The following is a 23,905-nucleotide window of genomic DNA, read 5'->3' as shown; positions in this document are numbered from 1 at the left end:
CCGAGCCTTCGACACGGCAGCGGACCCGGGGGGATAACCGTCGGCGGACCGCTCGCAGATACATCTGTGGTCACCGCCCGTGGTGATCACGTGAGGTGCTGGAAGGACCCATCTTGGCAGTCTCCCGCCAGACCACGTCAGTCTCCACCGTTCCCGGTGCGCCCCGGAGAGTCTCGTTCGCGAAGCTCTCCGAGCCGCTGCCGGTCCCGGGGCTGCTCGACCTCCAGACGGAGTCGTTCGAGTGGTTCATCGGTTCGGAGGAGTGGCAGCAGAGGGCCGCCTCGCGCGGTACCACGAACCTCGAGGGAGGCCTGGAGTCCATCCTCAAGGAGATCTCCCCGATCGAGGACTTCTCCGGCTCCATGTCCCTCTCGTTCTCGGAGCCGTATTTCGAAGAGGTGAAGGCGTCCCTCGAGGACTGCCGCGAGAAGGACCGCACCTACGAGGCGCCCCTGTTCGTCACCGCGGAGTTCGAGAACACCGAGACCGGTGAGATCAAGTCCCAGACCGTCTTCATGGGCGATTTCCCCATGATGACCGACAAGGGCACGTTCATCATCAACGGCACCGAGCGGGTCGTCGTGTCCCAGCTCGTCCGGTCGCCGGGCGTGTACTTCGACCGTTCACGCGACAAGTCCACGGAGAGGGACGTCCACTCCGTCAAGGTCATCCCGTCGCGCGGCGCGTGGCTCGAGTTCGACGTCGACAAGCGCGACACCGTCGGCGTGCGCATCGACCGCAAGCGTCGCCAGTCGGTCACCGTGCTGCTCAAGGCCCTCGGCTGGACCACCACCGAGATCAAGGATCGCTACGGCTTCTCCGAGATCATGATGTCCACGCTCGAGAAGGACACGGTCGAGGACACCGACCAGGCCCTGCTGGAGATCTACCGCAAGCTGCGTCCGGGCGAGCCGCCGACCCGCGAGTCCGCCGAGGCCCTCCTGGAGAACCTCTTCTTCAAGGAGAAGCGCTACGACCTCGCGCGCGTCGGTCGCTACAAGGTCAACCGCAAGCTCGGCCTGCCGGATCCCGAGGGTGACGCCACCACCACGCTCACGCGTGAGGACATCGCCGCGACCATCGAGTACCTCGTGCGTCTCCACGCGGGGGAGGCGAGCATGCAGGTCGCCGGTGGCCGCGAGGTGCCGGTCGAGGTCGACGACATCGACCACTTCGGCAACCGTCGCCTGCGCACCGTCGGCGAGCTCATCCAGAACCAGGTCCGCGTCGGACTGTCCCGCATGGAGCGCGTCGTCCGCGAGCGCATGACCACGCAGGACTCCGAGGCGATCACCCCGCAGTCGCTGATCAACATCCGGCCCATCACCGCGGCGCTCAAGGAGTTCTTCGGAACCTCCCAGATGTCGCAGTTCATGGACCAGAACAACCCGCTGTCGGGCCTGACGCACAAGCGTCGTCTCTCGGCGCTCGGGCCCGGCGGCCTCTCTCGTGAGCGCGCCGGCCTCGAGGTGCGCGACGTCCACGCCTCGCACTACGGCCGCATGTGCCCGATCGAGACCCCCGAGGGTCCCAACATCGGTCTCATCGGTTCGCTCTCGGTGTACGCCCGCGTCAACCCGTTCGGGTTCATCGAGACCCCGTACCGCCGTGTCATCGACGGTGTCGTCACCGATCAGGTGGACTACCTGACGGCTGACGAGGAGGACCGCTACGTCGTGGCGCAGGCCAACTCGGAGATCGACGCCGAGGGCCGCTTCGTCGACGACCGCATCCTCGTCCGCAAGAAGCACGGCGACGTCGAGGTCGTCGAGGCCAACGACGTCGACTACATGGACGTCTCGCCCCGGCAGATGGTCTCCGTCGCCACCGCGATGATCCCGTTCCTCGAGCACGACGACGCCAACCGTGCCCTCATGGGTGCGAACATGCAGCGTCAGTCCGTCCCGCTCGTGCGTTCCGAGGCGCCGCTCGTCGGCACCGGCATGGAGCTGCGTGCGGCCGTCGACGCCGGCGACGTCGTCGTCAACACCAACCCGGGCATCGTGGAGGAGGTCTCGGCCGACTTCATCACCGTCATGGACGATGACGGCGGTCGCCAGACCTACCGGCTGTCCAAGTTCGCGCGCTCCAACCAGGGCACCTGCTCCAACCAGAAGCCGATCGTCGACGAGGGCGACCGCGTGGAGGCCGGCCAGGTCCTCGCGGACGGTCCCTGCACCGAGAACGGCGAGATGGCGCTCGGCAAGAACCTGCTCGTGGCGATCATGCCGTGGGAGGGCCACAACTACGAGGACGCGATCATCCTCTCGCAGCGCCTGGTGGAGGAGGACGTGCTCACGTCCATCCACATCGAGGAGCACGAGATCGACGCCCGCGACACCAAGCTGGGCGCCGAGGAGATCACCCGCGACATCCCCAACGTCTCCGACGAGGTCCTCGCCGACCTCGACGACCGCGGCATCGTGCGCATCGGCGCCGAGGTCCGCGACGGTGACGTCCTCGTCGGCAAGGTCACCCCGAAGGGCGAGACCGAGCTGACCCCGGAGGAGCGCCTCCTGCGCGCGATCTTCGGTGAGAAGGCGCGCGAGGTGCGCGACACCTCGCTCAAGGTGCCCCACGGTGAGTCCGGCAAGGTCATCGGCGTGCGCGTGTTCTCGCGTGACGACGACGACGATCTGCCCCCCGGCGTCAACGAGCTCGTGCGCGTGTACGTGGCGCAGAAGCGCAAGATCCAGGACGGCGACAAGCTCGCCGGCCGCCACGGCAACAAGGGCGTCATCGGCAAGATCCTCCCCGCCGAGGACATGCCGTTCATGCCCGACGGCACGCCGGTCGACATCATCCTCAACACGCACGGCGTCCCCCGGCGTATGAACATCGGTCAGATCATGGAGACCCACCTCGGCTGGCTGGCCAAGGCCGGCTGGGAGGTCCCCCGTGAGGCGGACGGCTCCCTGCCGGAGTGGGCCGCCAAGCTGCCGGAGGAGATCCACAGCGTCGAGGCAGGCACCAACACGGCCACGCCCGTCTTCGACGGCGCGGCGGACACCGAGATCACCGGCCTGCTCGACTGCACCCTGCCGAACCGTGACGGCGAGCGCATGGTCAAGGGCGACGGCAAGGCCACCCTGTTCGACGGTCGCTCCGGCGAGCCGTTCCCGTACCCGGTCTCGGTGGGCTACATGTACATCCTCAAGCTGCACCACCTGGTGGACGACAAGATCCACGCCCGCTCGACGGGTCCGTACTCGATGATCACCCAGCAGCCGCTCGGCGGTAAGGCCCAGTTCGGTGGCCAGCGCTTCGGTGAGATGGAGTGCTGGGCGATGCAGGCCTACGGCGCGGCGTACACGCTGCAGGAGCTGCTCACGATCAAGTCCGACGACGTCGTGGGCCGCGTGAAGGTGTACGAGGCGATCGTCAAGGGCGAGAACATCCCCGAACCGGGCATCCCCGAGTCCTTCAAGGTCCTCCTCAAGGAGCTGCAGTCGCTGTGCCTCAACGTCGAGGTGCTCTCCAGCGACGGCCAGGCGGTCTCCCTGGGCGAGGGTGACGACGACGACCTCGACCGCACCGCCGCGAACCTCGGGATCAACCTCTCGCGCGACGAGTCCTCGGCGGCCGACGAGCTGGCCCAGTAGGCGGGAGGGCGGCACCCGCCGCCCCGCCCCGCACCCGACAGATTCGAGTTCCACCACGGCGGGCCCCACCGGCCCCACCCCGCGAGGGGCCCGCCATCATCCCACCCGGGAAAGGACGCCTACGTGCAGGACGTCAACTACTTCGACGAGCTGGTCATCAGCCTCGCGACCGCCGAGGACATCCGTAACTGGTCCTACGGCGAGGTCAAGAAGCCGGAGACCATCAACTACCGCACCCTCAAGCCGGAGAAGGAGGGCCTGTTCTGCGAGAAGATCTTCGGCCCCACCCGGGACTGGGAGTGCTACTGCGGCAAGTACAAGCGCGTGCGCTTCAAGGGCATCATCTGTGAGCGCTGCGGCGTCGAGGTGACCCGCGCCAAGGTGCGCCGTGAGCGCATGGGCCACATCGAGCTGGCCGCGCCCGTCACCCACATCTGGTACTTCAAGGGCGTCCCGTCGCGTCTGGGTTACCTCCTGGACCTCGCGCCCAAGGACCTCGACAAGATCATCTACTTCGCCGCCTACGTCATCACGGGCGTCGACACCGAGCTGCGTCACAACGAGCTCAGCACCCTCGAGGCGCAGGTGCTCGAGGAGCGCAAGATCATCGAGGACGAGCGCGACTCCGACATCGAGGCCCGCGCGCGCAAGCTCGAGGCCGACCTCGCCGAGCTCGAGGCCGAGGGCGCCAAGGCCGACCAGCGCCGCAAGGTCAAGGACGGCGGCGAGAAGGAGATGAAGAAGATCCGCGAGTCGGCCCAGCGTGAGCTGGATCGTCTCGAGGAGATCTGGAACACCTTCGTCAAGCTCGACGTCAACCAGATCATCGTCGACGAGGGCATCTACCGCGAGCTCGAGGACCGCTTCGGCGAGTACTTCGAGGGCGGCATGGGTGCCGAGGCGATCCAGGCGCTGCTGCTCAACTTCGACCTCGAGGCCGAGGCCGAGTCGCTGCGCGAGATCATCCGCAACGGCAAGGGTCAGAAGAAGATCCGCGCCCTCAAGCGGCTCAAGGTCGTCTCCGCGTTCCTGCAGTCGGGCAACCACCCGGCCGCGATGGTGCTCGGGGCCGTCCCGGTGATCCCGCCGGAGCTGCGGCCGATGGTCCAGCTCGACGGTGGCCGCTTCGCCACCTCGGACCTCAACGATCTCTACCGTCGCGTGATCAACCGCAACAACCGCCTCAAGCGACTGATGGACCTCGGCGCGCCCGAGATCATCGTCAACAACGAGAAGCGGATGCTGCAGGAGTCCGTCGACGCGCTGTTCGACAACGGCCGCCGCGGCCGGCCCGTCACGGGACCGGGCAACCGCCCGCTCAAGTCCCTGTCGGACCTGCTCAAGGGGAAGCAGGGCCGGTTCCGTCAGAACCTGCTCGGCAAGCGTGTCGACTACTCGGGCCGTTCGGTCATCGTCGTCGGCCCGCAGCTCCAGCTGCACCAGTGTGGTCTGCCCAAGCTCATGGCCCTCGAGCTGTTCAAGCCGTTCGTCATGAAGCGGCTCGTGGACCTCAACCACGCGCAGAACATCAAGTCCGCCAAGCGGATGGTCGAGCGTCAGCGCGACCAGGTGTGGGACGTGCTCGAAGAGGTCATCGCCGAGCACCCGGTGATGCTCAACCGTGCGCCCACCCTGCACCGCCTCGGCATCCAGGCGTTCGAGCCGCAGCTCGTCGAGGGTAAGGCCATCCAGCTGCACCCGCTCGTGTGTGAGGCCTTCAACGCCGACTTCGACGGCGACCAGATGGCCGTGCACCTCCCGCTGTCCGCGGAGGCGCAGGCCGAGGCGCGCATCCTCATGCTCGCCTCGAACAACATCCTGTCGCCGGCGTCGGGTCGTCCGCTCGCCATGCCGCGTCTGGACATGGTCACGGGCCTGTACTACCTGACCCGTCTGGACGAGGGCGCCGAGGGCGCCTACGAGCCCGCCACCGACGACGCGCCGGCGACCGGCGTGTACTCGACCCCCGCCGAGGCCATCATGGCCGTCGACCTGGGTGTGCTCGACATCCACGCCCCGATCCGGGTGCGGATGACGCAGCAGCGCCCCAGCGCCGAGATCGAGGCGGAGCAGTTCCCCGAGGGCTGGACCCCCGGGCAGGAGTGGCTGGCCGAGACCACGCTCGGCCGCGTCATGTTCAACGAGCTGCTCCCGGCGGACTACCCGTTCGTCAACGAGCAGATGCCGAAGAAGCGTCAGGCCGTCATCATCAACGACCTGGCCGAGCGCTACCCGATGATCGTCGTGGCGCAGACGGTGGACAAGCTCAAGGACACCGGTTTCTACTGGGCCACCCGCTCGGGTGTCACCATCGCCATGTCCGACGTGCTCGTCCCGCCGGCCAAGAAGGAGATCCTCGCCTCGTACGACACCAAGGCCGCGCGCCTGGAGTCGCAGTACGACCTCGGCAAGATCACCGACGAGGAGCGCAAGAGCGACCTGGTCAAGCTCTGGCAGGAGGCCACCGACGAGATCGGCCAGGCCATGGAGGCCAACTACCCGGACGACAACCCGATCCCGACGATCGTGAAGTCGGGCGCGGCGGGCAACATGACCCAGATCCGGTCGCTGGCCGGCATGAAGGGCCTGGTGACCCGTCCGAACGGCGAGTTCATTCCGCAGCCCATCAAGTCCTCGTTCCGCGAGGGCCTGACGGTGCTCGAGTACTTCATGAACACGCACGGTGCGCGCAAGGGTCTGGCCGACACCGCCCTGCGTACCGCCGACTCGGGTTACCTCACGCGTCGTCTGGTCGACGTCTCCCAGGACGTCATCGTTCGGGAGACCGACTGTGGCACCAGCAAGGGCGTGGAGACGACCATCGCCCGTCCGATCATGGACGCCCACGGCAACTCCACGGGCGTCCTCGAGCGCGACGAGCACGTCGAGACCTCGACCTTCGCCCGGACGCTCGCCGAGGACGCGGTCGACGCGAACGGCACGGTCATCGTGCCGGCGGGCACCGACCTGGGTGACCCGACCATCGAGGCGCTCATCAGCGCCGGCGTGGAGAAGGTCAAGGTCCGCTCGGTCCTGACCTGCACCACCGGCACCGGCGTGTGCGCGACCTGCTACGGCCGCTCGATGGCTACCGGCCAGCTGGTCGACATCGGCGAGGCCGTCGGCATCGTCGCCGCGCAGTCGATCGGTGAGCCCGGTACCCAGCTCACGATGCGTACCTTCCACCAGGGTGGCGTCGGTGACGACATCACCGGCGGTCTGCCGCGTGTGCAGGAGCTGTTCGAGGCGCGCGTGCCCAAGGGCAAGGCGCCGATCGCCGAGGAGGCGGGCCGGATCCGCCTCGACGAGGAGGAGCGCTTCTACACGATCACGATCGTGCCGGACAACGGTGCGGACGAGATCGTCTACGAGAAGCTCTCCAAGCGTCAGGGCCTCGCCCACATCACCCTCGACGACGGCTCCTCGCGGCCGATCGCCGACGGCGACCATCTCGAGCGCGGTCAGGCCCTCCTCGAGGGCCCGGCCGACCCGCACGAGGTGCTGGCGATCCTCGGCCCGAACGGTGTCCAGAAGCACCTCGTCGACGAGGTGCAGAAGGTCTACCGCTCGCAGGGCGTGTCGATCCACGACAAGCACATCGAGGTCATCGTCCGCCAGATGATGCGTCGCGTCGCGATCAACGAGTCCAACAGCACCGAGTTCCTGCCGGGTGCCCTGGTGGAGCGTGCCGAGCTCACGGCGGAGAACCGCCGCGTGCTCACCGAGGGCGGTTCGCCGGCCTCGGCGCGCCCGGTCCTCATGGGCATCACCAAGGCCTCGCTCGCCACCGACTCGTGGCTCTCGGCGGCCTCCTTCCAGGAGACCACCCGCGTCCTCACCGACGCCGCGATCAACAAGCGGTCGGACCGGCTCGTGGGCCTCAAGGAGAACGTCATCATCGGTAAGCTCATCCCGGCGGGTACCGGTATCAACCGCTACCGGAACTCGACGGTCGAGCCCACCGAGGAGGCCCGCGCCGCCGCGTACTCCATCCCGGACTACGGCGACGGCTTCTACGGTCCCGAGGACGGCTTCGGCGACGCCACCGGCGCGTCCGTCCGCCTCGACGACCTGGGCTACTGATCAGCTCGGCGCGGCGGGTTCGCCGCCGCGCCCAGCCGGCCTCATCGGACCCCCGAGCACCCCGCGTGCCGGGGGTCCGGTGCGTTGACGGGTCGGCTGCCCGGCCGCGTCCTGGCTGCTGGGGAACGTGTTCTAGACTTGCCCGATGTGCCCGTCGCCACTCACGGCTGTCGCCGGCGGCGGGGCCGATGACCGTAGAAGGAGGCGATCGATCGTGCGGATCGCGTTGCTCTCGTACAGGAGCAAACCCCACGGCGGCGGGCAGGGTGTCTACGTACGCCACCTGAGCCGTGAGCTGGCGGCGCTCGGCCACACCGTCGAAGTGTTCTCCGGTCAGCCGTACCCCGAGCTGGACCCGGGGCCCACGTTGACGAAGGTGCCGAGCCTGGACCTGTACAACGACGCGAACCCGTTCCGCACGCCGCGCCCCCGCGAGATACGGGACCTCATCGACGTGCTCGAGGTGGTCACGATGTGGACCGCCGGGTTCCCGGAACCCCGGACGTTCAGCCTGCGGGCCGCGCGCACGCTGAAGGACCGGCTGGACGACTTCGACGTGGTACACGACAACCAGTGCCTCGGCTCCGGTCTGCTGGACCTGGAGGAGGCCGGCTTCCCCGTGGTGGCGACCGTGCACCATCCCATCACGCGAGATCGCGCGCTGGCCATGAAGGAGGCGCCGCTGCGCAAGAAGATCACGACGTGGCGCTGGTTCGGCTTCCTCGGTATGCAGATCCGCGTCTCCCGCCGGCTGCAGGAGATCATCACGGTCTCCGGCAACTCGGCGGAGGACATCGCGGGGGATTTCGGGGTCGACTCGGACCGGATCGTCACGATTCCGCTGGGGGTGGACACCGACCGTTTCCACGACGGGCGGCGGCGCGAACCCGGTCGCCTGGTGTGCGTGGCGAGCGCCGACCAGCCGCTCAAGGGCGTGCCCGTCCTGCTGCGCGCGCTGGCGAAGGTGCGCGAGGAGCACCCGGGCGTCCGCCTGACGTTGATCTCCAAGCTCAAGCCGAAGGGCGAGGCGTCGCGCCTGCTGGACAGGTTGAGGTTGCGCGATGCGGTGGACCTGGTGTCCGGGGTCGACGACGACGAGCTCGCCGAACTCGTGGGGTCCGCCGAGATCGCGGTCGTGCCGAGTATGTATGAGGGGTTCTCCCTCCCGGCGGTGGAGGCGATGTCCAGTGGCTGCGCCCTGGTGGCGACCCGGGCCGGCGCACTGCCGGAGGTGGTCGGGACGGACGATTCGGCGGCCCGCCTCGTCGAGCCCGGGGACGTCGACGCGCTGGCCCGGGAGATCAGTGCGCTGCTGTCCGATCCTGCCGAACGCGACCGGCTGTCGAAGGGTGGCCGCGCGAGGGTGATGGAGCGCTACAGTTGGGCGGCCGTCGCCCGCCGGACCGTCGAGGTCTACGAGGCGGCGATCGCCCGGGTCCGCGGCGAGGCGCTGCCGGACCTGTCGGCGGGGCCGGTCCTCGGGCCGGATCAGACCGAGATCGACGAGCACGTCACCGACGACGCGCCCGAGGTGCTCCCGGAATCCGGTGAGTACGACATCCGTGAGCAGGAGGACGCCGCATGCTGACCGCTGACTTCGACCGTCTGGGGGTTACCCCGGGCATGCGAGCCATCGACGTGGGCGCCGGTCTCGGCCGCCACACCTTCGAGCTCTACAGGCGTGGGGCGGACGTCACCGCGTTCGATCAGAACGCCGACGAGATGCAGCAGGTCTCGGACATGCTGGCGGCCATGGACGCCGAGGGGGAGGGCCTGCCCACCTCGAAGGGCGTGGCCGTCACCGGCGACGCGCTCGACATGCCGTACGAGGACGCGACGTTCGACCTGGTGCTCATCTCCGAGGTGCTCGAGCACGTTCCGGAGGACACCAGGGCGATCGACGAGCTCGTGCGCATCCTCAAGCCCGGCGGGGTCGCCGCGGTGACCGTGCCGCGGGAGTGGCCGGAGAAGCTGTGCTGGAAGCTGTCGGACGCCTACCACTCCAACCCGGGTGGCCACTGCCGGATCTACACGGCCGAGGAGCTGGGCTACAAGCTCCGTGCCGCAGGCCTCGAGGTCACGGGTACCGGTTACGCGCACGCCCTGCACGCGCCGTACTGGTGGCTCAAGTGCGCGGTGGGCACGGAGAACGAGGACCATCCGCTGCCCAAGGCGTACCACAAGCTGCTCGTGTGGGATCTCATGAAGGGCCCGTGGATCACACGCACCGCCGAGAGGGTGCTCAACCCGGTGATGGGTAAGTCCATCGTGTTCTATTTGCGTAAGCCCACGGAGGCCTGATCGTCCGTGCAGACCCGTAGCAACGGCGTGTCCCGCCCCCGGCCGGTGCCGAGCGTGCCGGGCGTCCTCGATGCCGACGCGGTCCGCGCCACCGGCGAGTGGATCGCCTCAGTGCAGAAGTCCAACGGCGAGATCCCCTGGTTCACCGGCGGGCACACCGACCCGTGGGATCACGTCGAGTCGGCGATGGGCCTGTCCGTCGCCGGGCAGTGGGAGGCCGCCGAGCGGGCCTACGGGTTCCTCCGCGACACCCAGCGCCCGGACGGTTCGTGGCCGATCAAGTGGCAGGCCGACCGGATCGTGGACTCGGACGTCGACTCCAACTTCTGCGCCTACGTCGCGGTGGGGGTCTGGCACCACCACCTGGTGAGCGGGGCCCCGGGGTTCCTCGAGTCGATGTGGCCGACCGTGCGCCGCGCGCTCGACCTGGTGCTGACGTTCCAGGGGCCGGACGGGCAGATGTGGTGGGGCGCCGGGCCGGAGGGCTTCTGCGACGAGGCCCTGGTGACCGGGTCGTCGAGCATCCATCATTCGCTGCGGTGCGGCGTCGCGATCGCGGAGGAGCTGGGGGAGACGGCGCCGGACTGGGACGCGGCCGCCGACCGGCTGGGCCACGCGCTGCGCGCGCACCCGGAGCTCTTCACGCCCAAGGACGAGTTCTCCATGGACTGGTACTACCCCGTCCTGGCCGGCGTCATGGTGGGGGAGCAGGCGCAGGCTCGGCTCGATTCCCGCTGGGACGACTTCGTGGTGGACGGCCTCGGCATCCGCTGTGTCGACCACCGTCCGTGGGTCACGGGCGCGGAGACCTGCGAGCTGGTGCTCGCGCTCGAGGCCGCGGGTCGGCACGAGCAGGCGCTGCAGCAGTTCACCAACATGCAGCACCTGCGGGACGACGACGGTTCGTACTGGACCGGCCTCGTCTTCGCGGACGGCAAGCGGTGGCCCGTCGAGCTGAGCACGTGGACCGCCGCGGTGGTGCTGCTGGCCGCCGACGCGCTGTCGCGCACCACGCCGGGTAACGAGATCTTTCGGTACGTCTCGGACCACACCATGCAGCGTCTGCGGTCGCAGCCGGGCGACCCCGCGGAGTGCGCGCCGGGCGAGGCCTGCCCGACCGCCGCCGTCGTGCGCTAGTCTGTCGGCACGCCCGCTGGACACCTGTCTGATCAGGTGTCGGCGCAGGTGGGGGACCAGACGAGGGAGAGCGCATGGAATTCGGACTGACGCTGTTCACGAGCGACCGGGGCATCCGGCCACACGCCGCGGCGCTCGCCGCGGAGCGGGCCGGGTTCTCGGCCTTCTACGTGCCCGAGCACACGCACATCCCCGTGCGACGCGAGGCGGCGCACCCGGGCACCGGGGGCGCCGAGCTGCCCGACGAGCGCTACAGCCGGACCCTCGATCCGTGGGTCGCCCTGGGTGCCGCCGCGGCGGTGACCTCGACCATCCGGCTGGGCACGGCCGTGTCCATCCCGGTGGAGAGCGACCCCATCACGCTGGCCAAGACCATCGCATCCGTCGATCACCTCTCCGACGGCCGGGCCGTCCTGGGCGTGGGCTACGGCTGGAACCTCGACGAGATGGCGGATCACAACGTCCCGCCGGGTCGGCGCCGCACCATGCTGCGGGAGTACCTCGAGGCCATGCGGGAGCTGTGGACGGAGGACGAGGCCGAGTATCACGGCGAGTTCGTCGACTTCGGCCCCAGCTGGGCGTGGCCCAAGACCGCCCGCACGCCCGGCCCGCTCACGCTGGTGGGCGCGGCGGGGAACGAGAAGAACCTCAAGTGGATCTGCCGTAGCGCCGACGGCTGGATGACCACGCCCATCTCCCAGGACATCTCCGGCAGCGTGCGCAGACTGCGCGAACTGTGGGCCGAGGCCGGGCGCGAGGGCGAGCCCTACATCGTCGTCCTCGACGGCAAGCCGGTCCCGGAGAAGATCGAGGCATACCGCGAACTCGGTGTGCACGAGCTCGTCTACGGCACCCCGGACCGGTCCGAGGAGGAGGTGCTGGGCTACATCGACCGACTGGCCGGCAAGCTCGGCCTCGGGGCCACGGTCTGAGCCGCCGTTAGCGGCCCACCCGGGCCGGTTCCGCCGGTACCGTCGTGGTATGGACCACAGTGATTCCGCCGCTCCCGTCGTCGTCATCACCGGGGCGGGCGGCGGCCTCGGTGCCGCCACCGCCGTGCTCTACGCCGGTCGCGGCTGGCGAGTCGTCGCGGTCGACCTGACGGCCCCGGCCGGCGGGCCGGGGATCACGCCCGTCGCCGCGGACGTCACCGATCCCGACTCGCTCTCCACCATGGCCGACCGCGTGCGGGAGGACTTCGGTCGGCTCGACCTCGTCGTCACCTTCGCGGGGGTCCTGGGGATCGGCCCGCTCGCCGAGACCGACCCGCAGCGTGTGCAGCAGGTGCTCGACGTGAACGTCATGGGCACCGTCCGCACCGTCCACGCCCTGTGGGACCTGTTACGTGAGACCGGCGGACGCGTGGTGCTCATCAGCTCCGAGACCGGCCCGCAGCACGGGATGCCGATGAACGGCGCCTACGCGATGAGCAAGCACGCGATAGAGGCCTACGGTGACGCCCTGCGCCGCGAACTGATGTTCCTCGGGATGGACGTCGTCCTCGTCCAGCCGGGCCCGTTCCGCACCGGCATGACCGCCTCCATCCGGCGGCGCTTCCAGGAATCGACCGTGCCCGGCTCGCCGTTCGCGGCCATGGCCGCCGTGATGGGCGAGATGGCCGCCGGGGAGGACGACAAGGCCACCGACCCGTCCGTGCTCGCCGAGGCCGTGTGGCGCGCCGGCACCACCGCCCGGCCGCGTCACCGCTACGCCGTGCGCTGGGAGCTGACCCGCCGGCTGCTGGACCACCTGCCGGTGCCGCTGGTCGACAAGGCGCTCGTCCTGGCGCTGGGCGGGAAGATCAACGCCCGGAAGCTCGAGTTGCGGCGGCAGGAGGCCGACGCCCGTGAGCAGATGCGCGAGGTGGTCGAATGACCAACCTCGACCCCCGGCCCGAGGAGATCGAGTGCGAGGCCGGCGGCGCGCCCGACGGCCCACGGCCCGGCGGCGCCGCCGTGGAGATCATCACGGCCCGCGACGTCCCCCTGGGGGGACCGCGCGCGATGACCGTCCGCCGGACCCTCCCGCAGCGGCAGCGGTCCCTCATCGGCGCCTTCTGCTTTGTCGACCACTACGGGCCCGACGACGTCTCCGTCAGCGGCGGCATGGACGTCCCCTCACACCCGCACACCGGCCTGCAGACCGTGAGCTGGCTGTTCGAGGGCAACATCACCCACCACGACTCCGGCGACAACCACGCCGTCGTGCGGCCCGGGGAGGTCAACCTCATGACCGCCGGGTCGGGCATCTGTCACACCGAGGTGTCGACCCAGGACACCACCATGCTGCACGGAGTGCAGCTCTGGACGGTGCTCCCCGAGTCGCACCGCGACGTGGGTGGCCGCAGGTTCGACCACTTCGTGGCCGACACCACCGCTCTCGAGGGCGGATCGATGCAGGTCTTCATGGGGTCACTGATGGGCTCGTCGTCGTCGGTCCCCACCTACACCCCCCTCGTCGCGGCGGAGATCCGGCTCGACCCCGGCGCCGAGCTGACCCTCGACGTGGACCCGGAATTCGAACACGGCCTGCTCGCGGACAGCGGCGACCTCACGCTCGAGGGCGTGCGGGTGCGGGTCACCGAACTCGCCTACACGGGCGTCGGCGAGACCACGCTGACCATCCGCAACACCGGCACCACCGCCGGCCGCGCGATCCTCATCGGTGGCACACCGTTCTCCGAGGAGATCATCATGTGGTGGAACTTCATCGGGCGGACGCACGACGAGATCGTCCACTACCGCGAGCTGTGGGAGGCCGGCTCCGACCGCTTCGGCCGCGTGGACGGCTACATCGGCCACGACCCCCGGGGTCTGACCCGGCTGCCCGCGCCCACACTGCCCAACACCACCCTCAGGCCGCGGGTCAATCCCGACCCGCGTGCACGGACCACCGAGCAGGGAGAACACCGATGACCGAGTACACCGACAGCAGCGGCACCACCGTGACCGTCGAGCACTCCGACTCGCGCGAGGCGTTCGAGACCCGGGACACCTCCGGCGAGGTCGCCGGCCACGCCGACTTCCGCGAGATCGGCGGGGAGCGCATCTTCCACCACACCGTGGTCGGCGAGGAGTTCGGAGGCCGGGGCCTCGGTACCGCGCTCGTGCGCGGTGCGGTCGAGGCGACCCGCGACGAGGGGGTGACGATCGTCCCCGTGTGCTCGATGGTGGAGGGGTTCCTCGGCGAGAACGCCGACGAGTTCGCGGGGGCGTACCGCGACGCGACCGACGACGACCGCGCCCGGATCGGCGCGGAGGACGGCTGACATGGGGGTCCCGCAGCTGGACCGGACCCAGCGCGAGGTCTACAAGCAGCTCGTCCGTACCGCCGTCGCGTCCCGGCAGGCCTCCCACGAGGCCGGGTTGGAGGAGGCGCTGCTCGAGCTGGTCAACGTGCGCGTGTCGCAGATCAACGGCTGCGCGGCCTGCCTGGCCACCCACGTACCGTCCGCCCGCGAGGCCGGGGTGTCGCAGGGGCGGCTCGACCTGCTGCCCGCATGGCGCGAACTCGACGCCTTCGGCGACACCGAGCGGGCGGCGTTGCGACTGGCCGAGACGTTGACACGCCTGGACGACGCCGACGAACGCGCTGCCGCGACGGCGGCAGCCGCCGACCACTTCTCCGACGAGCAGCTCTCGGCGCTGGAGTGGACGATCGTGCTCATCAACGCCTTCAACCGGGTGTCGATCGCCAGTCACCACCAGCCGGGCGTCGAGGACTGACCCGGCCGGCCGGGGCGGGTGGTCAGCGGGAGGCGACCGGCACCATCGCCGCCCGGTCGGAGCGCACGATCTCCTTGCCGAACGGGAAACACGTCACCGGGATGAGCTTGAGGTTCGCCCACGCCAGCGGCAGGCCGATGATCGTCACCGCCTGGGCGAGCGCCGTGGCGACGTGGCCGATCGCCAGCCACAGTCCCGCCACCAGGAACCAGATGACGTTGCCGACCGTGCTCGCCCCGCCGGGCCGCCCCCGGTCGACGACCTCGCGGCCGAACGGCCACAGGACGTAGGCGGCGATCCGGAAGCTCGCGACCCCGAACGGGATCGTGATGATGAGGATGCACGCGAGGATCCCGGCGAGCACATAACCCAGGAACAGCCACACGCCCGCGGTCAGCAGCCAGATGATGTTGAGGATCACGGTCAGCACGGAACGCATAACCGCCACTGTAGGTCGGAAGCGGAAGTCGCGTCACAGGGTTACGGTGGGCGATGTGAGCGACAAGCCGGACGTCAGGACCCTCGGCGAGCTGCGCGCCGCCGGTTACACCAGCCGCACCCTCCGCGAGGAGCTGCGCGAGAACCTGCTCGCGGCCCTGGCCGCCGGGCGCGACCCGTGGCCCGGGATGCACGGGTTCGACACCACCGTGATCCCGCAGGTCGAACGCGCCCTCATCGCCGGGCACGACATCGTGCTGCTCGGTGAGCGAGGGCAGGGCAAGACCCGACTGCTGCGCACCCTCGTCGGGCTACTCGACGAGTGGTCTCCCGTGGTGGCCGGCTCCGAACTGGGGGAGGACCCGCTCGCCCCTATCACCGACCCGACCCGCGAGCGGATCGCCCGCGAGGGCGACGCGCTGCCCGTCGAGTGGCGCCACCGCACCGAGCGGTACGTGGAGAAGCTCTCCACCCCGGACACGTCTGTGGCCGACATGATCGGCGACGTCGACCCCATGCGCGTGGCGGAGGGGCGCCGCCTGGGCGACCCGGAGACCATCCACTACGGACTCGTGCCCCGCGCCAATCGCGGGATCGTGGCGCTCAACGAGTTGCCCGACCTGGCCGAGCGCATCCAGGTGGCGTTGCTCAACGTCATGGAGGAGCGGGACGTCCAGATCCGCGGCTACGTACTGCGCCTGCCGCTGGACGTGCTGGTCGTGGCGTCGGCGAACCCGGAGGACTACACCAACCGCGGGCGGATCATCACCCCGCTCAAGGACCGGTTCGGCGCGGAGATCCGCACCCACTACCCGCTCGACCTGGCCGACGAGATCGAGGTCGCGAGACAGGAGGCCGAGCTCACCGCCGAGGTGCCCGACGCCCTCATGGAACTGCTCGCCCGGTTCACCCGCGAACTGCGCACCTCCGACTCGATCAACCAGGCATCGGGCGTGTCGGCGCGGTTCGCCATCGCCGGCGCGGAGACCGTCGCCGCGGCGGCCCGCAGGCGGGCCGCCGTCCGCGGGGCCGACGACCCCGGCGAGGCGGTGGCTCGGCTCGTGGACCTCGACGCCGCCGTGGAGGTCCTGCGCGGCAAGATCGAGTTCGAACCCGGCGAAGAGGGGCGCGAATCCGAGATCCTTCGGTACCTGCTGCGCACCGCGACCGTAGACGTGGTGCGCGGGCTGTTCCGCGGCATCGACATGGCCCCGCTGGTCGAGGCGTTCGACGGCTCGGTGACCCTGACCACGGGGGCGAGCGTCACCGCCGCCGAGTTCCTGGCCGCGCTGCCAGAGCTGTCCGCGCCGGGACTGTACGACGAGATCGCCGACCGGGTCGGCGCCACCAACGCCGGCCAGCGGGCCGGCGCGATCGAATTGGCGCTGGAGGGGCTGTACCTCTCGCGGCGCCTGTCCAAGGAGACCGGGGACGGCGCCGCCGTCTACGGCTGACACACCCCGGTGGCCCGCCGGCCGCCGGAGCAGGAGGTGCGCGATGTCGCGACCAGAACCCCGCGCCCGCTACGGACGCTACGTCGGCGGGCCGGACCCGCTCGCGCCCCCGCTCGACCTGTCCGAGGCACTCGACGCGGTGTCCGAGGGCGTCATGGCCGGCTACTCGCCCGAGCAGTCGATGCGCGAGTTCCTGCGCTCCGGCGGCCGCGACCACACCGGACTCGACGAGCTCGCCGGGCGCGTCCAACGCCGGCGCCGTGAACTGCTGAAGCGCAACCGGCTGGGCGGAACCCTCGACGAGGTGTCCAAGCTGCTCGACGAGGCTCTGCTGGCCGAGCGCGGGCAGCTCGCCCGCGACACCGAGATGGACCCCATGGACCGCACGCTGCGGGAGATGACCATCGAGAACCTCCCAGACAGCCCGGCGGCCGCGGTGGGGGAGCTCAAGGACTACGACTGGGCCTCGCCCGACGCCCGCGAGGCGTACAAGCGGATCCAGGACCTGCTGGGGGCCGAGGCCCTCGACGCGCGGTTCGCCGGAATGAAGCAGGCGCTGGAGAACACCACCGACGCCGACCGGGCGGCGGTGTCCGAGATGCTCTCCGACCTCACCGACCTGCTGGACAAGCACGCCCGCGGGGAGGACACCGACGAGGACTTCCGCGAGTTCATGGACAAGCACGGCGACGCCTTCCCCGAGCAGCCGCGGAACGTCGACGAGCTCATCGACACCCTCGCCAAGCGCTCGGCCGCAGCGCAGCGGATGATGCGCTCGATGACCCCGGAGCAGCGGGAGGAGCTCATCGCCCTGTCGCAGCAGGCGTTCGGCTCGCCCGAGCTCTCCGAGCAACTCGGAAGGCTCGACGGGCTGCTGCAGACACTGCGACCCGGTGAGAACTGGGACGGCTCCGAGGACTTCGAGGGCTCCGAGGGCCTGGGAATGTCCGAGGGGACGGCCGCGATGGCCGAACTCGGCGACCTCGACCGCCTGGCCGAGCAGCTGTCCCGCAGTGACCGGTCGCCGCTGTCCGAACTGGACCTGGAGGCCGTCGCCCGGACTCTGGGCCGCGAGGCGGCGGTGTCCGTCCAGACGCTGGCCCGTCTCGAGCAGGCCATGCGGGACTCGTGCTACCTCAGCCGCCGGTCGGACGGCGACCTGCGACTGTCCCCGGCCGCGCTCCGCAAACTGGGCAGGTCGCTGCTGCGGGACGCCGCCCGCCGGCTGTCCGGCCGCTCGGGCGCGCGGGAGACCCGCGCATCGGGGGCGGCGGGCGACCAGACGGGGTCGAGCCGGGCGTGGGAGTTCGGCGACGTCGAGTCGTGGGACGTGCCGCGGACGATCGGCAACGCGATCTCCCGCATCGCCGCCGAGGGCGGTGAACCCGCCGGCGGGGTCCGGCTCCTGCCCGAGGACATCGAGGTCCGCGAGACCGAGGCCCGGACGCAGGCCGCGGTCGCGCTGCTCGTGGACACCTCGTTCTCCATGGCGATGGAGGGCCGGTGGGTGCCGATGAAACGCACCGCGCTCGCCCTGCATCACCTGGTGAGCACCCGCTTCCGGCAGGACCGGCTCCAGCTCATCTCGTTCGGGCGGTTCGCCCAGACCCGCACGATCGAGTCACTGCTGTCACTGGACGCCCAGTACGAGGCCGGGACGAACCTGCACCACGCGCTGCTCCTGGCGGGGCGCTTCTTCCGCGAGCACCCGACCATGCAGCCGGTCCTGCTCATCGTCACCGACGGCGAGCCCACCGCGCACCTGCTCAGCGGCGGCGAACCCTGGTTCGCCTACCCGCCGGACCCGGACACCATCCGCACGACCGTCGACGAACTCGACAGGGTCGCCCGATTCGGCGCGCAGACCACGTTCTTCCGCCTGGGCGTGGACCCCGGCCTCTCGCGGTTCCTCGACGCGCTGGCCCGGCGGGTCGAGGGCACGGTGGTGGCGCCGGACGTCGATGACCTGGGGGCTGCCGTGGTGGGGCGGTTCCTGCACACCCGCCGCGGCCGCCCGGGCTCCGGTGACGCGTGGAGCGCGGGCGGCCGCTGGGCCGTGTGACCCGGCGGCCCCGGTGACTCCGCGGCCCCGGTGACTCCGCGGCCCCGGTGACTCCGCGGCCCCGGTGACTCCGCGGGCGCGGTCGGCCGTGTGACCCCGCTCAGGGCATCGGCGCGCCGACCTCGCCGGAATCCCGGCGCAGGACACGCAGCGAGTCCACGGCGGCCACCTCGGTGAACTGCCCGGACTCGAGGGCGCGGCAGTAGATCTCGTACGGCGGGCGACCGCCGTCCGCGGGGTTCGGGAACACGTCGTGAATGAGCAGCGCTCCGCCGATCTTCACCCAGGGCGCCCAGCCCTCGTAGTCGGCCTGCGCGGCCTCGGAGGAGTGGCCGCCGTCGATGAAGACGAACGACGCGGGCGTGCCCCACACGCGGGCGACCTGCCGGGAGCTGCCCACCGCGGCGGTCACCACCTCGTCCAGACCAGCGTCCCACATGGTGTGGCGGAAGGCGACCAGGGTCTCCAGGCGCCCGGTGTGCGGGTCGACGAGCGAGGTGTCGTGGTACTCCCAGCCCGGCTGGTGCTCCTCGGACCCGCGGTGGTGGTCGACGGTGACGATGCTGCCGCCGGTCACGCGCGCGGCCGCGCCGAGGAACACCGTCGAGCGGCCGCAGTAGGTGCCGATCTCCACGCCCACGCCGTCGCCCAGGTACTCGCAGGCGATCTCGTAGAGTGTCGTGCCCTCCTCCAGTGGCATGAAGCCGGGGGCCGCGAGTGCCACGGCGAGCAGCGAGGGTTCGATCTCGGGTGCGGTCATGACAGTCAACCTAGCGCCCACCCCTCAGCCCTCGGCGCGGCGGGCGGCCTTGCGGGCGCGCGCGACGTGGGGGCCCACCACGTTGCCCAGTTTGGTGCCGTTGGGCCAGCCCGCGTAGTAGCAGAGGAAGAGCACGATCTCCTCGAGCTCCTCCGCGGTCAACTCGCCGTTGCCCAGCGCGGCGCCCACCTGGATGTCGGCGACGTCGGTGTTGCCCTGCGCCGTGAGCGCGCCCAGAAGCAGCAGGCGGCGGTCGCGGTGCGTCAGGCCGGGGCGGGACCAGATCCGGCCGAAGAGATGGTCGGCCGTCTCCGCGAAGTAATCACCCGGCCCGTCGGACATCTCGAAGCCGTACACCTCGGTCATCATGGCCAGTCCGTGCTCGCGTTCCGGGCTCATCCCGGTGTCTGCGGCCTCGCTCATCACAACTCCTCGTCGTCGTCGTCATCGTGCTCCTCGCGCCCTCCGGTGCGGGCACCGGCGGCGGCGCGCGCGATCTCGCCCGGTCCCACGCCCAACCCGGCGCCCAGGTCCCGCAGGGCGATGTCCCCGAGCGGCAGGTCCACGCCCAGGCGGTCACCCAGCGCCAACGCCAGGGACAGGTCCTTCTCGCCCAGGGCCCGGACGTGGGTGAACACGCCGTGCCAGAAGTCGTCGGGGGCGATCGGCGCGGTCGTTTCGCGCAGCATCACGGCACCGGCGCCGCCGGTGATGGCGTCGGTGTGGCGAACCACGCGTCCCAGCTTGGCGATGTCGAGGCCGGCGGCCTCGGCCAGCCGGGATGCCTCGGCGGTCGCGGTGAAGGAGATGAAGTGCAGGAGGTTCCGCGCGAGTTTCATCCGCGTGCCCGCTCCCACCTCGCCGGCGTGCACGGGCATCCCCGCCCACAGCGCGAAGGCCGACTTGCACGCCTCGTAGACCTCCCGCGGTCCGCCGACCATCACCGCCAGCTGACCGGACTCCGCGCCCTGCGCGCCACCCGAGACCGGCGCGTCCACCAGGTGCACGCCGGCCGCCGCGCAGACCTCGGCCAGCTCCACGGCCGTGGAATCGGAGATGGTGGAGTGCACGGCGATCACGGTGCCGGGCGCGGCCGTCCGCAGGATCCCGTCCGGGCCGTCGACGACCTCGCGGACCTGGGCGTCGTCGAGCACCGTCACCGACACCAGCCGCGCCGTACGCGCGACCTCGGCGCCTGTCGCGACCGCGGTGGCGCCCTCGGCGACGAAAGGCTCGGTCGCCTCGGCGCGCACGTCGCACACCACCAGGCCGCCGGGCCAGGCCAGTAGGCGCTTGGCGATGGGCGCGCCCATGTTGCCCAGGCCGATGAAGCCGACCGGGGCGGGGGAGTCGTCGGGCAGGCCGGGGCCGATCGGTGCCGAGTCGGTGTGGGGATGCGCGCTCATGACCGGATGATCTGTCCGCCGTCGACGTTGAAGATCTGGCCGGTGACCCACGACGCCTCGTCCGACAGCAGGAACAGCAGCATGCCCACCAGGTCCTCCGGCTGGCCCATGCGCTTGAGGGGCAACTTGTCGACCATCTCCTTGACCATCGACTGCGGCGTCGACGAGCGGTTGGCCTCGGTGTCGATCGGGCCGGGAGCGATAGCGTTGACGCGGATGTTGGAGCCGCCCAGCTCGGTGGCCAGCTGCTGGGTGAGGCCGTTGACGCCGACCTTGGCCAGACCGTAGAAGCCGGAGTACAGCCACGCCGCGGTGGAGGACTGGTTGACGATCGCGCCGCCACCGGCGGCGGCCATCTTCTCCCAGCACGCGCGGACCATGACGAGTTGCCCGTTGAGATTCACGGACATGAACTTCTCGTAGTAGTCCCACGGGACGGTGATGAGGAAGTCGAGCTTCATCCCGCCGAAGATCGCGGCGTTGTTGACCAGGAGGTCCAGCCGGCCGAACCTCTCGACCGCCGCGTCGGCGCAGGCGTTCGCCGAGTCCGGATCGGAGACGTCGGTGTGCTGGAAGAACGCCTGGCCGCCGGCGGTGGAGATCTCGGCGGCGACGCGCTCGCCGCCGTCGGCCGAGACGTCGGCCACCACCACGTTCGCGCCCTCGGCGGCCAGCGCCTTGGCGTACTCCTCCCCGATGCCGCCGGCGGCCCCGGTCACGATGGCGGTCTTACCGTCGAAACGTCCCATGTCGTCTGTGTCTCTTCCTGTAGGTGGTTGGCGGTGGTGGCCGGTCAGGCCGGGGTGGCGACGGACTTGATCTCGAGGTACTCCTCGAAGCCCTCGCGCCCCATCTCGCGGCCGATGCCGGACTGCTTGTAGCCGCCGAAGGGCACGTCGGCGCCGTACCACTGGCCGCCGTTGACCCCGAGCGTCCCGGTGCGGATGCCGGCGATGACCTTCTCGACACGCTCGGGGTCGGTGCCCCACACCGCGCCGGACAGGCCGTAGGGCGAGTCGTTGGCGATCCGGATCGCGTCGTCGTCCCCGTCGTGGGGAATGACGACCAGGACGGGGCCGAAGATCTCCTCCCGGGCAACGCGCGCGGAGTTGTCGAGGCCGGAGATGAGCGTGGGCTCGACCCAGAAACCGCGGACCTTGTCGGGGTCGGAGGGGCGGCCGCCGCCGGTCTCGATGGTCCCGCCCTCCTGCCGGGCCAGCTCGATGTAGCCCTCGACGCGCTCACGCTGCGCGGCGGAGATGACCGGGCCACAGAAGGCGCCGGGGTCGTTCGGGTCCTTCGGGGCGAACGAGGCCATGGCCCCCTTGGCGGCCTCGATCGCCTCGTCGTACCTGGCGCGCGGCACCACGAGCCGGGTGGTGAGCGCACAGCCCTGGCCGGCGTGGGTGCAGGCGTTGAGGGCGGTCATGAAGCAGGCGGTTCCGAGGTCGGCGTCGTCGAGCACGACCGACGCCGACTTCCCGCCGAGCTCGAGGAAGACCTTCTTCAGCGTCTCGGCGGCGGCCGCCATGATCTTCTTGCCGGTCGCGGTGGAACCGGTGAAGGAGATGAGGTCGACCCTCGGGTCCTCGACCAGCTGCGCGCCGAGCCCGTGGTCGGTGCCGGTGACCACGTTGAGCACGCCGGCGGGGATGTCGGTGCGCTCGGCGGCGATCCGGGCCACCGCGGCCGCGATGAGCGGGGTGTCCGGTGCGGGCTTGAGGACGACCGTGCAGCCGGCGGCCAGGGCGGGGCCGATCTTGGCGAGGTTGATCTGGTTGGGGAAGTTCCACGGCGTGATGGCGCCGACCACGCCGATCGCCTCGCGGCGGGTGGACCGGTACGAGCGCACGCCCATGATCTCGGACTCGCCCAGCTCGGTGACCCACTGGTACGAGTCCACGAGGTCGGCCAGCCAACCCAGGTCCGCCACGGGGCCCTCGAGCTGCGGGCCGGCGGTGAACATCCGGGGCGCGCCGACCTCGGTGATGGTGAGCGTCCGCAGCTCCTCGATCTGGTCCTGCAACGCGTCGCGCAGTTGGCGCAGACACCGCGCGCGGAACGCGTGGTCGGTGGACCAGTCGGTGGTGTCGAAGGCGGTCCGCGCGGCGGAGATGGCCGCGTCCATGTCCTCGCGTCCCGCGTCCGCGGCCCGGCCGATGACCTCCTCGGTGGCCGGGTTGAGCACGTCGAACGTGGCGCCGCTGGTGGCGGGGCGGAGCTCGCCGCCGATGAGGAGGGGGGCGGTGTCGGTGATGCTCGTCGTCACGGTGAGCCTTCCGTCGGGATGGGTGGTCGTCGGTCGGGTGGACAGCTGTCTAGACGGTAGTCCGGCAGTGGTGTATTGTCCAGACACATGTCCAGTGATCTCCGGTTCGAATCGACGCGGCGCAGGCTCAACGGCCAACAGGCCGAGACCGTCGACCGTCTCACCACCGCGGCGGTCGAGGTGCTGCGCGAGAAGGGCCCGGCGGGCCTGGCCGTGCGCGGTGTCGCCGCCAAGGCGGGGGTCGCCCCGGCGACCGCGTACACCTACTTCTCCTCCAAGGGCCATCTCATCGCGGAGGTGTTCTGGCGGCGGCTGAGCGAGCACGTGACCGAGCGGCCCGAGGGCGGCTCCATCGCCGACAGGGTGGTCGCCGTGCTGCGCGACGTGGCGCTGCTCCTGGCCGACGAGCCCGAACTGTCGTCGGCGGTCACCGCTGCGCTGTTGGGTGACGACCCGGAGGTGTCCCACCTGCGCGTCCGGATCGGCGCGGACATCCGCCGCCGCCTCGTGGCGGCGCTGGGGGAGGAGAACGACGACGAGGTCGTCAGTGCGCTGGAGATGGTCTACGCCGGCGCACTCGTCCGGGCGGGGATGGGCTACGGCTCCTACTCGGACATGGCAGACGCGATCGAATCCGCAGCTCGACTGATCCTGAGGTGACACTGGCC

19 protein-coding genes are annotated in these 23,905 nt (G+C 70.4%); 13 read left to right on the top strand and 6 right to left on the bottom strand.

What is annotated here, in order from left to right:
- The first annotated feature begins 95 nt into the window (after positions 1 to 95).
- The 10 genes from rpoB (at position 96) to A6035_RS11875 (ending at position 14,848) form a co-directional block, all read left to right on the top strand.
- Positions 96 to 3,602, top strand: a complete 3,507-nt coding sequence (gene rpoB, locus A6035_RS11920) for a DNA-directed RNA polymerase subunit beta (RefSeq protein ID WP_108847955.1) — start codon at positions 96 to 98, stop codon at positions 3,600 to 3,602.
- A gap of 123 nt (positions 3,603 to 3,725) precedes the next feature.
- On the top strand, positions 3,726 to 7,685 hold the full coding sequence (locus tag A6035_RS11915; protein WP_108847954.1) for a DNA-directed RNA polymerase subunit beta': 3,960 nt from the start codon (positions 3,726 to 3,728) through the stop codon (positions 7,683 to 7,685).
- A 214-nt stretch (positions 7,686 to 7,899) separates the two neighbouring features.
- A complete protein-coding gene (locus A6035_RS11910; protein WP_108847953.1) occupies positions 7,900 to 9,273 on the top strand; it encodes a glycosyltransferase family 4 protein in 1,374 nt (457 codons plus the stop codon).
- Entirely contained in the window at positions 9,267 to 9,986 is a 720-nt protein-coding gene (locus tag A6035_RS11905; protein WP_108847952.1) for a class I SAM-dependent methyltransferase, read from the top strand. Before A6035_RS11910 ends, A6035_RS11905 begins: the two co-directional genes overlap by 7 nt.
- Before the next feature lie 6 nt (positions 9,987 to 9,992).
- A complete protein-coding gene (locus A6035_RS11900) occupies positions 9,993 to 11,123 on the top strand; it encodes a prenyltransferase (RefSeq protein WP_108847951.1) in 1,131 nt (376 codons plus the stop codon).
- Positions 11,124 to 11,197: 74 nt separating this feature from the next.
- Complete coding sequence (locus A6035_RS11895) at positions 11,198 to 12,055, top strand: LLM class F420-dependent oxidoreductase (RefSeq protein ID WP_108847950.1); 858 nt, start codon at positions 11,198 to 11,200, stop codon at positions 12,053 to 12,055.
- A 49-nt stretch (positions 12,056 to 12,104) separates the two neighbouring features.
- Positions 12,105 to 12,998 (top strand): SDR family NAD(P)-dependent oxidoreductase, encoded by an 894-nt coding sequence (locus tag A6035_RS11890; protein ID WP_108847949.1) that lies wholly within the window; start codon positions 12,105 to 12,107, stop codon positions 12,996 to 12,998.
- Positions 12,995 to 14,038, top strand: coding sequence for a pirin family protein (locus tag A6035_RS11885; protein ID WP_108847948.1), 1,044 nt, complete (start codon positions 12,995 to 12,997; stop codon positions 14,036 to 14,038). Before A6035_RS11890 ends, A6035_RS11885 begins: the two co-directional genes overlap by 4 nt.
- A complete protein-coding gene (locus A6035_RS11880) occupies positions 14,035 to 14,391 on the top strand; it encodes a GNAT family N-acetyltransferase (RefSeq protein ID WP_108847947.1) in 357 nt (118 codons plus the stop codon). The genes A6035_RS11885 and A6035_RS11880 overlap by 4 nt, the downstream gene beginning before the upstream one ends.
- A gap of 1 nt (position 14,392) precedes the next feature.
- A complete protein-coding gene (locus A6035_RS11875) occupies positions 14,393 to 14,848 on the top strand; it encodes a carboxymuconolactone decarboxylase family protein (protein WP_108847946.1) in 456 nt (151 codons plus the stop codon).
- Positions 14,849 to 14,870: 22 nt separating this feature from the next.
- On the opposite strand, the gene A6035_RS11870 is transcribed toward A6035_RS11875, so the two are convergent.
- Positions 14,871 to 15,287, bottom strand: a complete 417-nt coding sequence (locus A6035_RS11870; protein ID WP_108847945.1) for a YccF domain-containing protein — start codon at positions 15,285 to 15,287, stop codon at positions 14,871 to 14,873.
- Positions 15,288 to 15,333: 46 nt separating this feature from the next.
- On the opposite strand from A6035_RS11870, the gene A6035_RS11865 reads away from it, so the two are divergent.
- Positions 15,334 to 16,740: a sigma 54-interacting transcriptional regulator gene (locus A6035_RS11865; protein WP_208635540.1), complete on the top strand. Its 1,407-nt coding sequence runs from the start codon at positions 15,334 to 15,336 to the stop codon at positions 16,738 to 16,740.
- 43 nt (positions 16,741 to 16,783) lie between these two features.
- Positions 16,784 to 18,802: a vWA domain-containing protein gene (locus A6035_RS11860; RefSeq protein WP_108847943.1), complete on the top strand. Its 2,019-nt coding sequence runs from the start codon at positions 16,784 to 16,786 to the stop codon at positions 18,800 to 18,802.
- A gap of 100 nt (positions 18,803 to 18,902) precedes the next feature.
- Here the strand turns inward: A6035_RS11860 and A6035_RS11855 are convergent, their stop codons facing one another.
- From A6035_RS11855 to A6035_RS11835, 5 genes are read right to left on the bottom strand one after another with little or no spacing between them, the layout of a single operon-like run.
- Positions 18,903 to 19,562, bottom strand: a complete 660-nt coding sequence (locus A6035_RS11855; protein ID WP_108847942.1) for a class I SAM-dependent methyltransferase — start codon at positions 19,560 to 19,562, stop codon at positions 18,903 to 18,905.
- 24 nt (positions 19,563 to 19,586) lie between these two features.
- A complete protein-coding gene (locus A6035_RS11850) occupies positions 19,587 to 19,985 on the bottom strand; it encodes a carboxymuconolactone decarboxylase family protein (RefSeq protein WP_341867158.1) in 399 nt (132 codons plus the stop codon).
- Entirely contained in the window at positions 19,985 to 20,968 is a 984-nt protein-coding gene (locus A6035_RS11845) for an NAD(P)-dependent oxidoreductase (RefSeq protein WP_268817653.1), read from the bottom strand. Before A6035_RS11845 ends, A6035_RS11850 begins: the two co-directional genes overlap by 1 nt.
- A complete protein-coding gene (locus A6035_RS11840; protein WP_108847941.1) occupies positions 20,965 to 21,717 on the bottom strand; it encodes an SDR family oxidoreductase in 753 nt (250 codons plus the stop codon). Before A6035_RS11840 ends, A6035_RS11845 begins: the two co-directional genes overlap by 4 nt.
- Positions 21,718 to 21,761: 44 nt before the next feature.
- Positions 21,762 to 23,237, bottom strand: a complete 1,476-nt coding sequence (locus A6035_RS11835) for an aldehyde dehydrogenase (RefSeq protein WP_108847940.1) — start codon at positions 23,235 to 23,237, stop codon at positions 21,762 to 21,764.
- 87 nt (positions 23,238 to 23,324) lie between these two features.
- On the opposite strand from A6035_RS11835, the gene A6035_RS11830 reads away from it, so the two are divergent.
- Positions 23,325 to 23,897 (top strand): TetR/AcrR family transcriptional regulator, encoded by a 573-nt coding sequence (locus tag A6035_RS11830; RefSeq protein ID WP_108847939.1) that lies wholly within the window; start codon positions 23,325 to 23,327, stop codon positions 23,895 to 23,897.
- The last annotated feature ends 8 nt before the right edge of the window (positions 23,898 to 23,905 follow it).

Origin of the sequence: Dietzia lutea (genome assembly GCF_003096075.1) — a bacterium.
GTDB lineage: Bacteria > Actinomycetota > Actinomycetes > Mycobacteriales > Mycobacteriaceae > Dietzia > Dietzia lutea.
Note: the sequence above shows the minus strand (reverse complement) of the source record. Positions and strands in the feature narration are given on the sequence as shown.

Bases quoted from the DNA above. Each gene is read 5' to 3' on its own strand.
- A6035_RS11905 (WP_108847952.1), top strand. From the start codon at position 9,267: ATGCTGACCGCTGACTTCGACCGTCTGGGGGTTACCCCGGGCATGCGA.
- A6035_RS11895 (WP_108847950.1), top strand. From the start codon at position 11,198: ATGGAATTCGGACTGACGCTGTTCACGAGCGACCGGGGCATCCGGCCA.
- A6035_RS11890 (WP_108847949.1), top strand. From the start codon at position 12,105: ATGGACCACAGTGATTCCGCCGCTCCCGTCGTCGTCATCACCGGGGCG.
- A6035_RS11885 (WP_108847948.1), top strand. From the start codon at position 12,995: ATGACCAACCTCGACCCCCGGCCCGAGGAGATCGAGTGCGAGGCCGGC.
- A6035_RS11880 (WP_108847947.1), top strand. From the start codon at position 14,035: ATGACCGAGTACACCGACAGCAGCGGCACCACCGTGACCGTCGAGCAC.
- A6035_RS11875 (WP_108847946.1), top strand. From the start codon at position 14,393: ATGGGGGTCCCGCAGCTGGACCGGACCCAGCGCGAGGTCTACAAGCAG.
- A6035_RS11870 (WP_108847945.1), bottom strand. From the start codon at position 15,287: ATGCGTTCCGTGCTGACCGTGATCCTCAACATCATCTGGCTGCTGACC.
- A6035_RS11860 (WP_108847943.1), top strand. From the start codon at position 16,784: ATGTCGCGACCAGAACCCCGCGCCCGCTACGGACGCTACGTCGGCGGG.
- A6035_RS11855 (WP_108847942.1), bottom strand. From the start codon at position 19,562: ATGACCGCACCCGAGATCGAACCCTCGCTGCTCGCCGTGGCACTCGCG.
- A6035_RS11850 (WP_341867158.1), bottom strand. From the start codon at position 19,985: ATGAGCGAGGCCGCAGACACCGGGATGAGCCCGGAACGCGAGCACGGA.
- A6035_RS11845 (WP_268817653.1), bottom strand. From the start codon at position 20,968: ATGAGCGCGCATCCCCACACCGACTCGGCACCGATCGGCCCCGGCCTG.
- A6035_RS11840 (WP_108847941.1), bottom strand. From the start codon at position 21,717: ATGGGACGTTTCGACGGTAAGACCGCCATCGTGACCGGGGCCGCCGGC.
- A6035_RS11830 (WP_108847939.1), top strand. From the start codon at position 23,325: ATGTCCAGTGATCTCCGGTTCGAATCGACGCGGCGCAGGCTCAACGGC.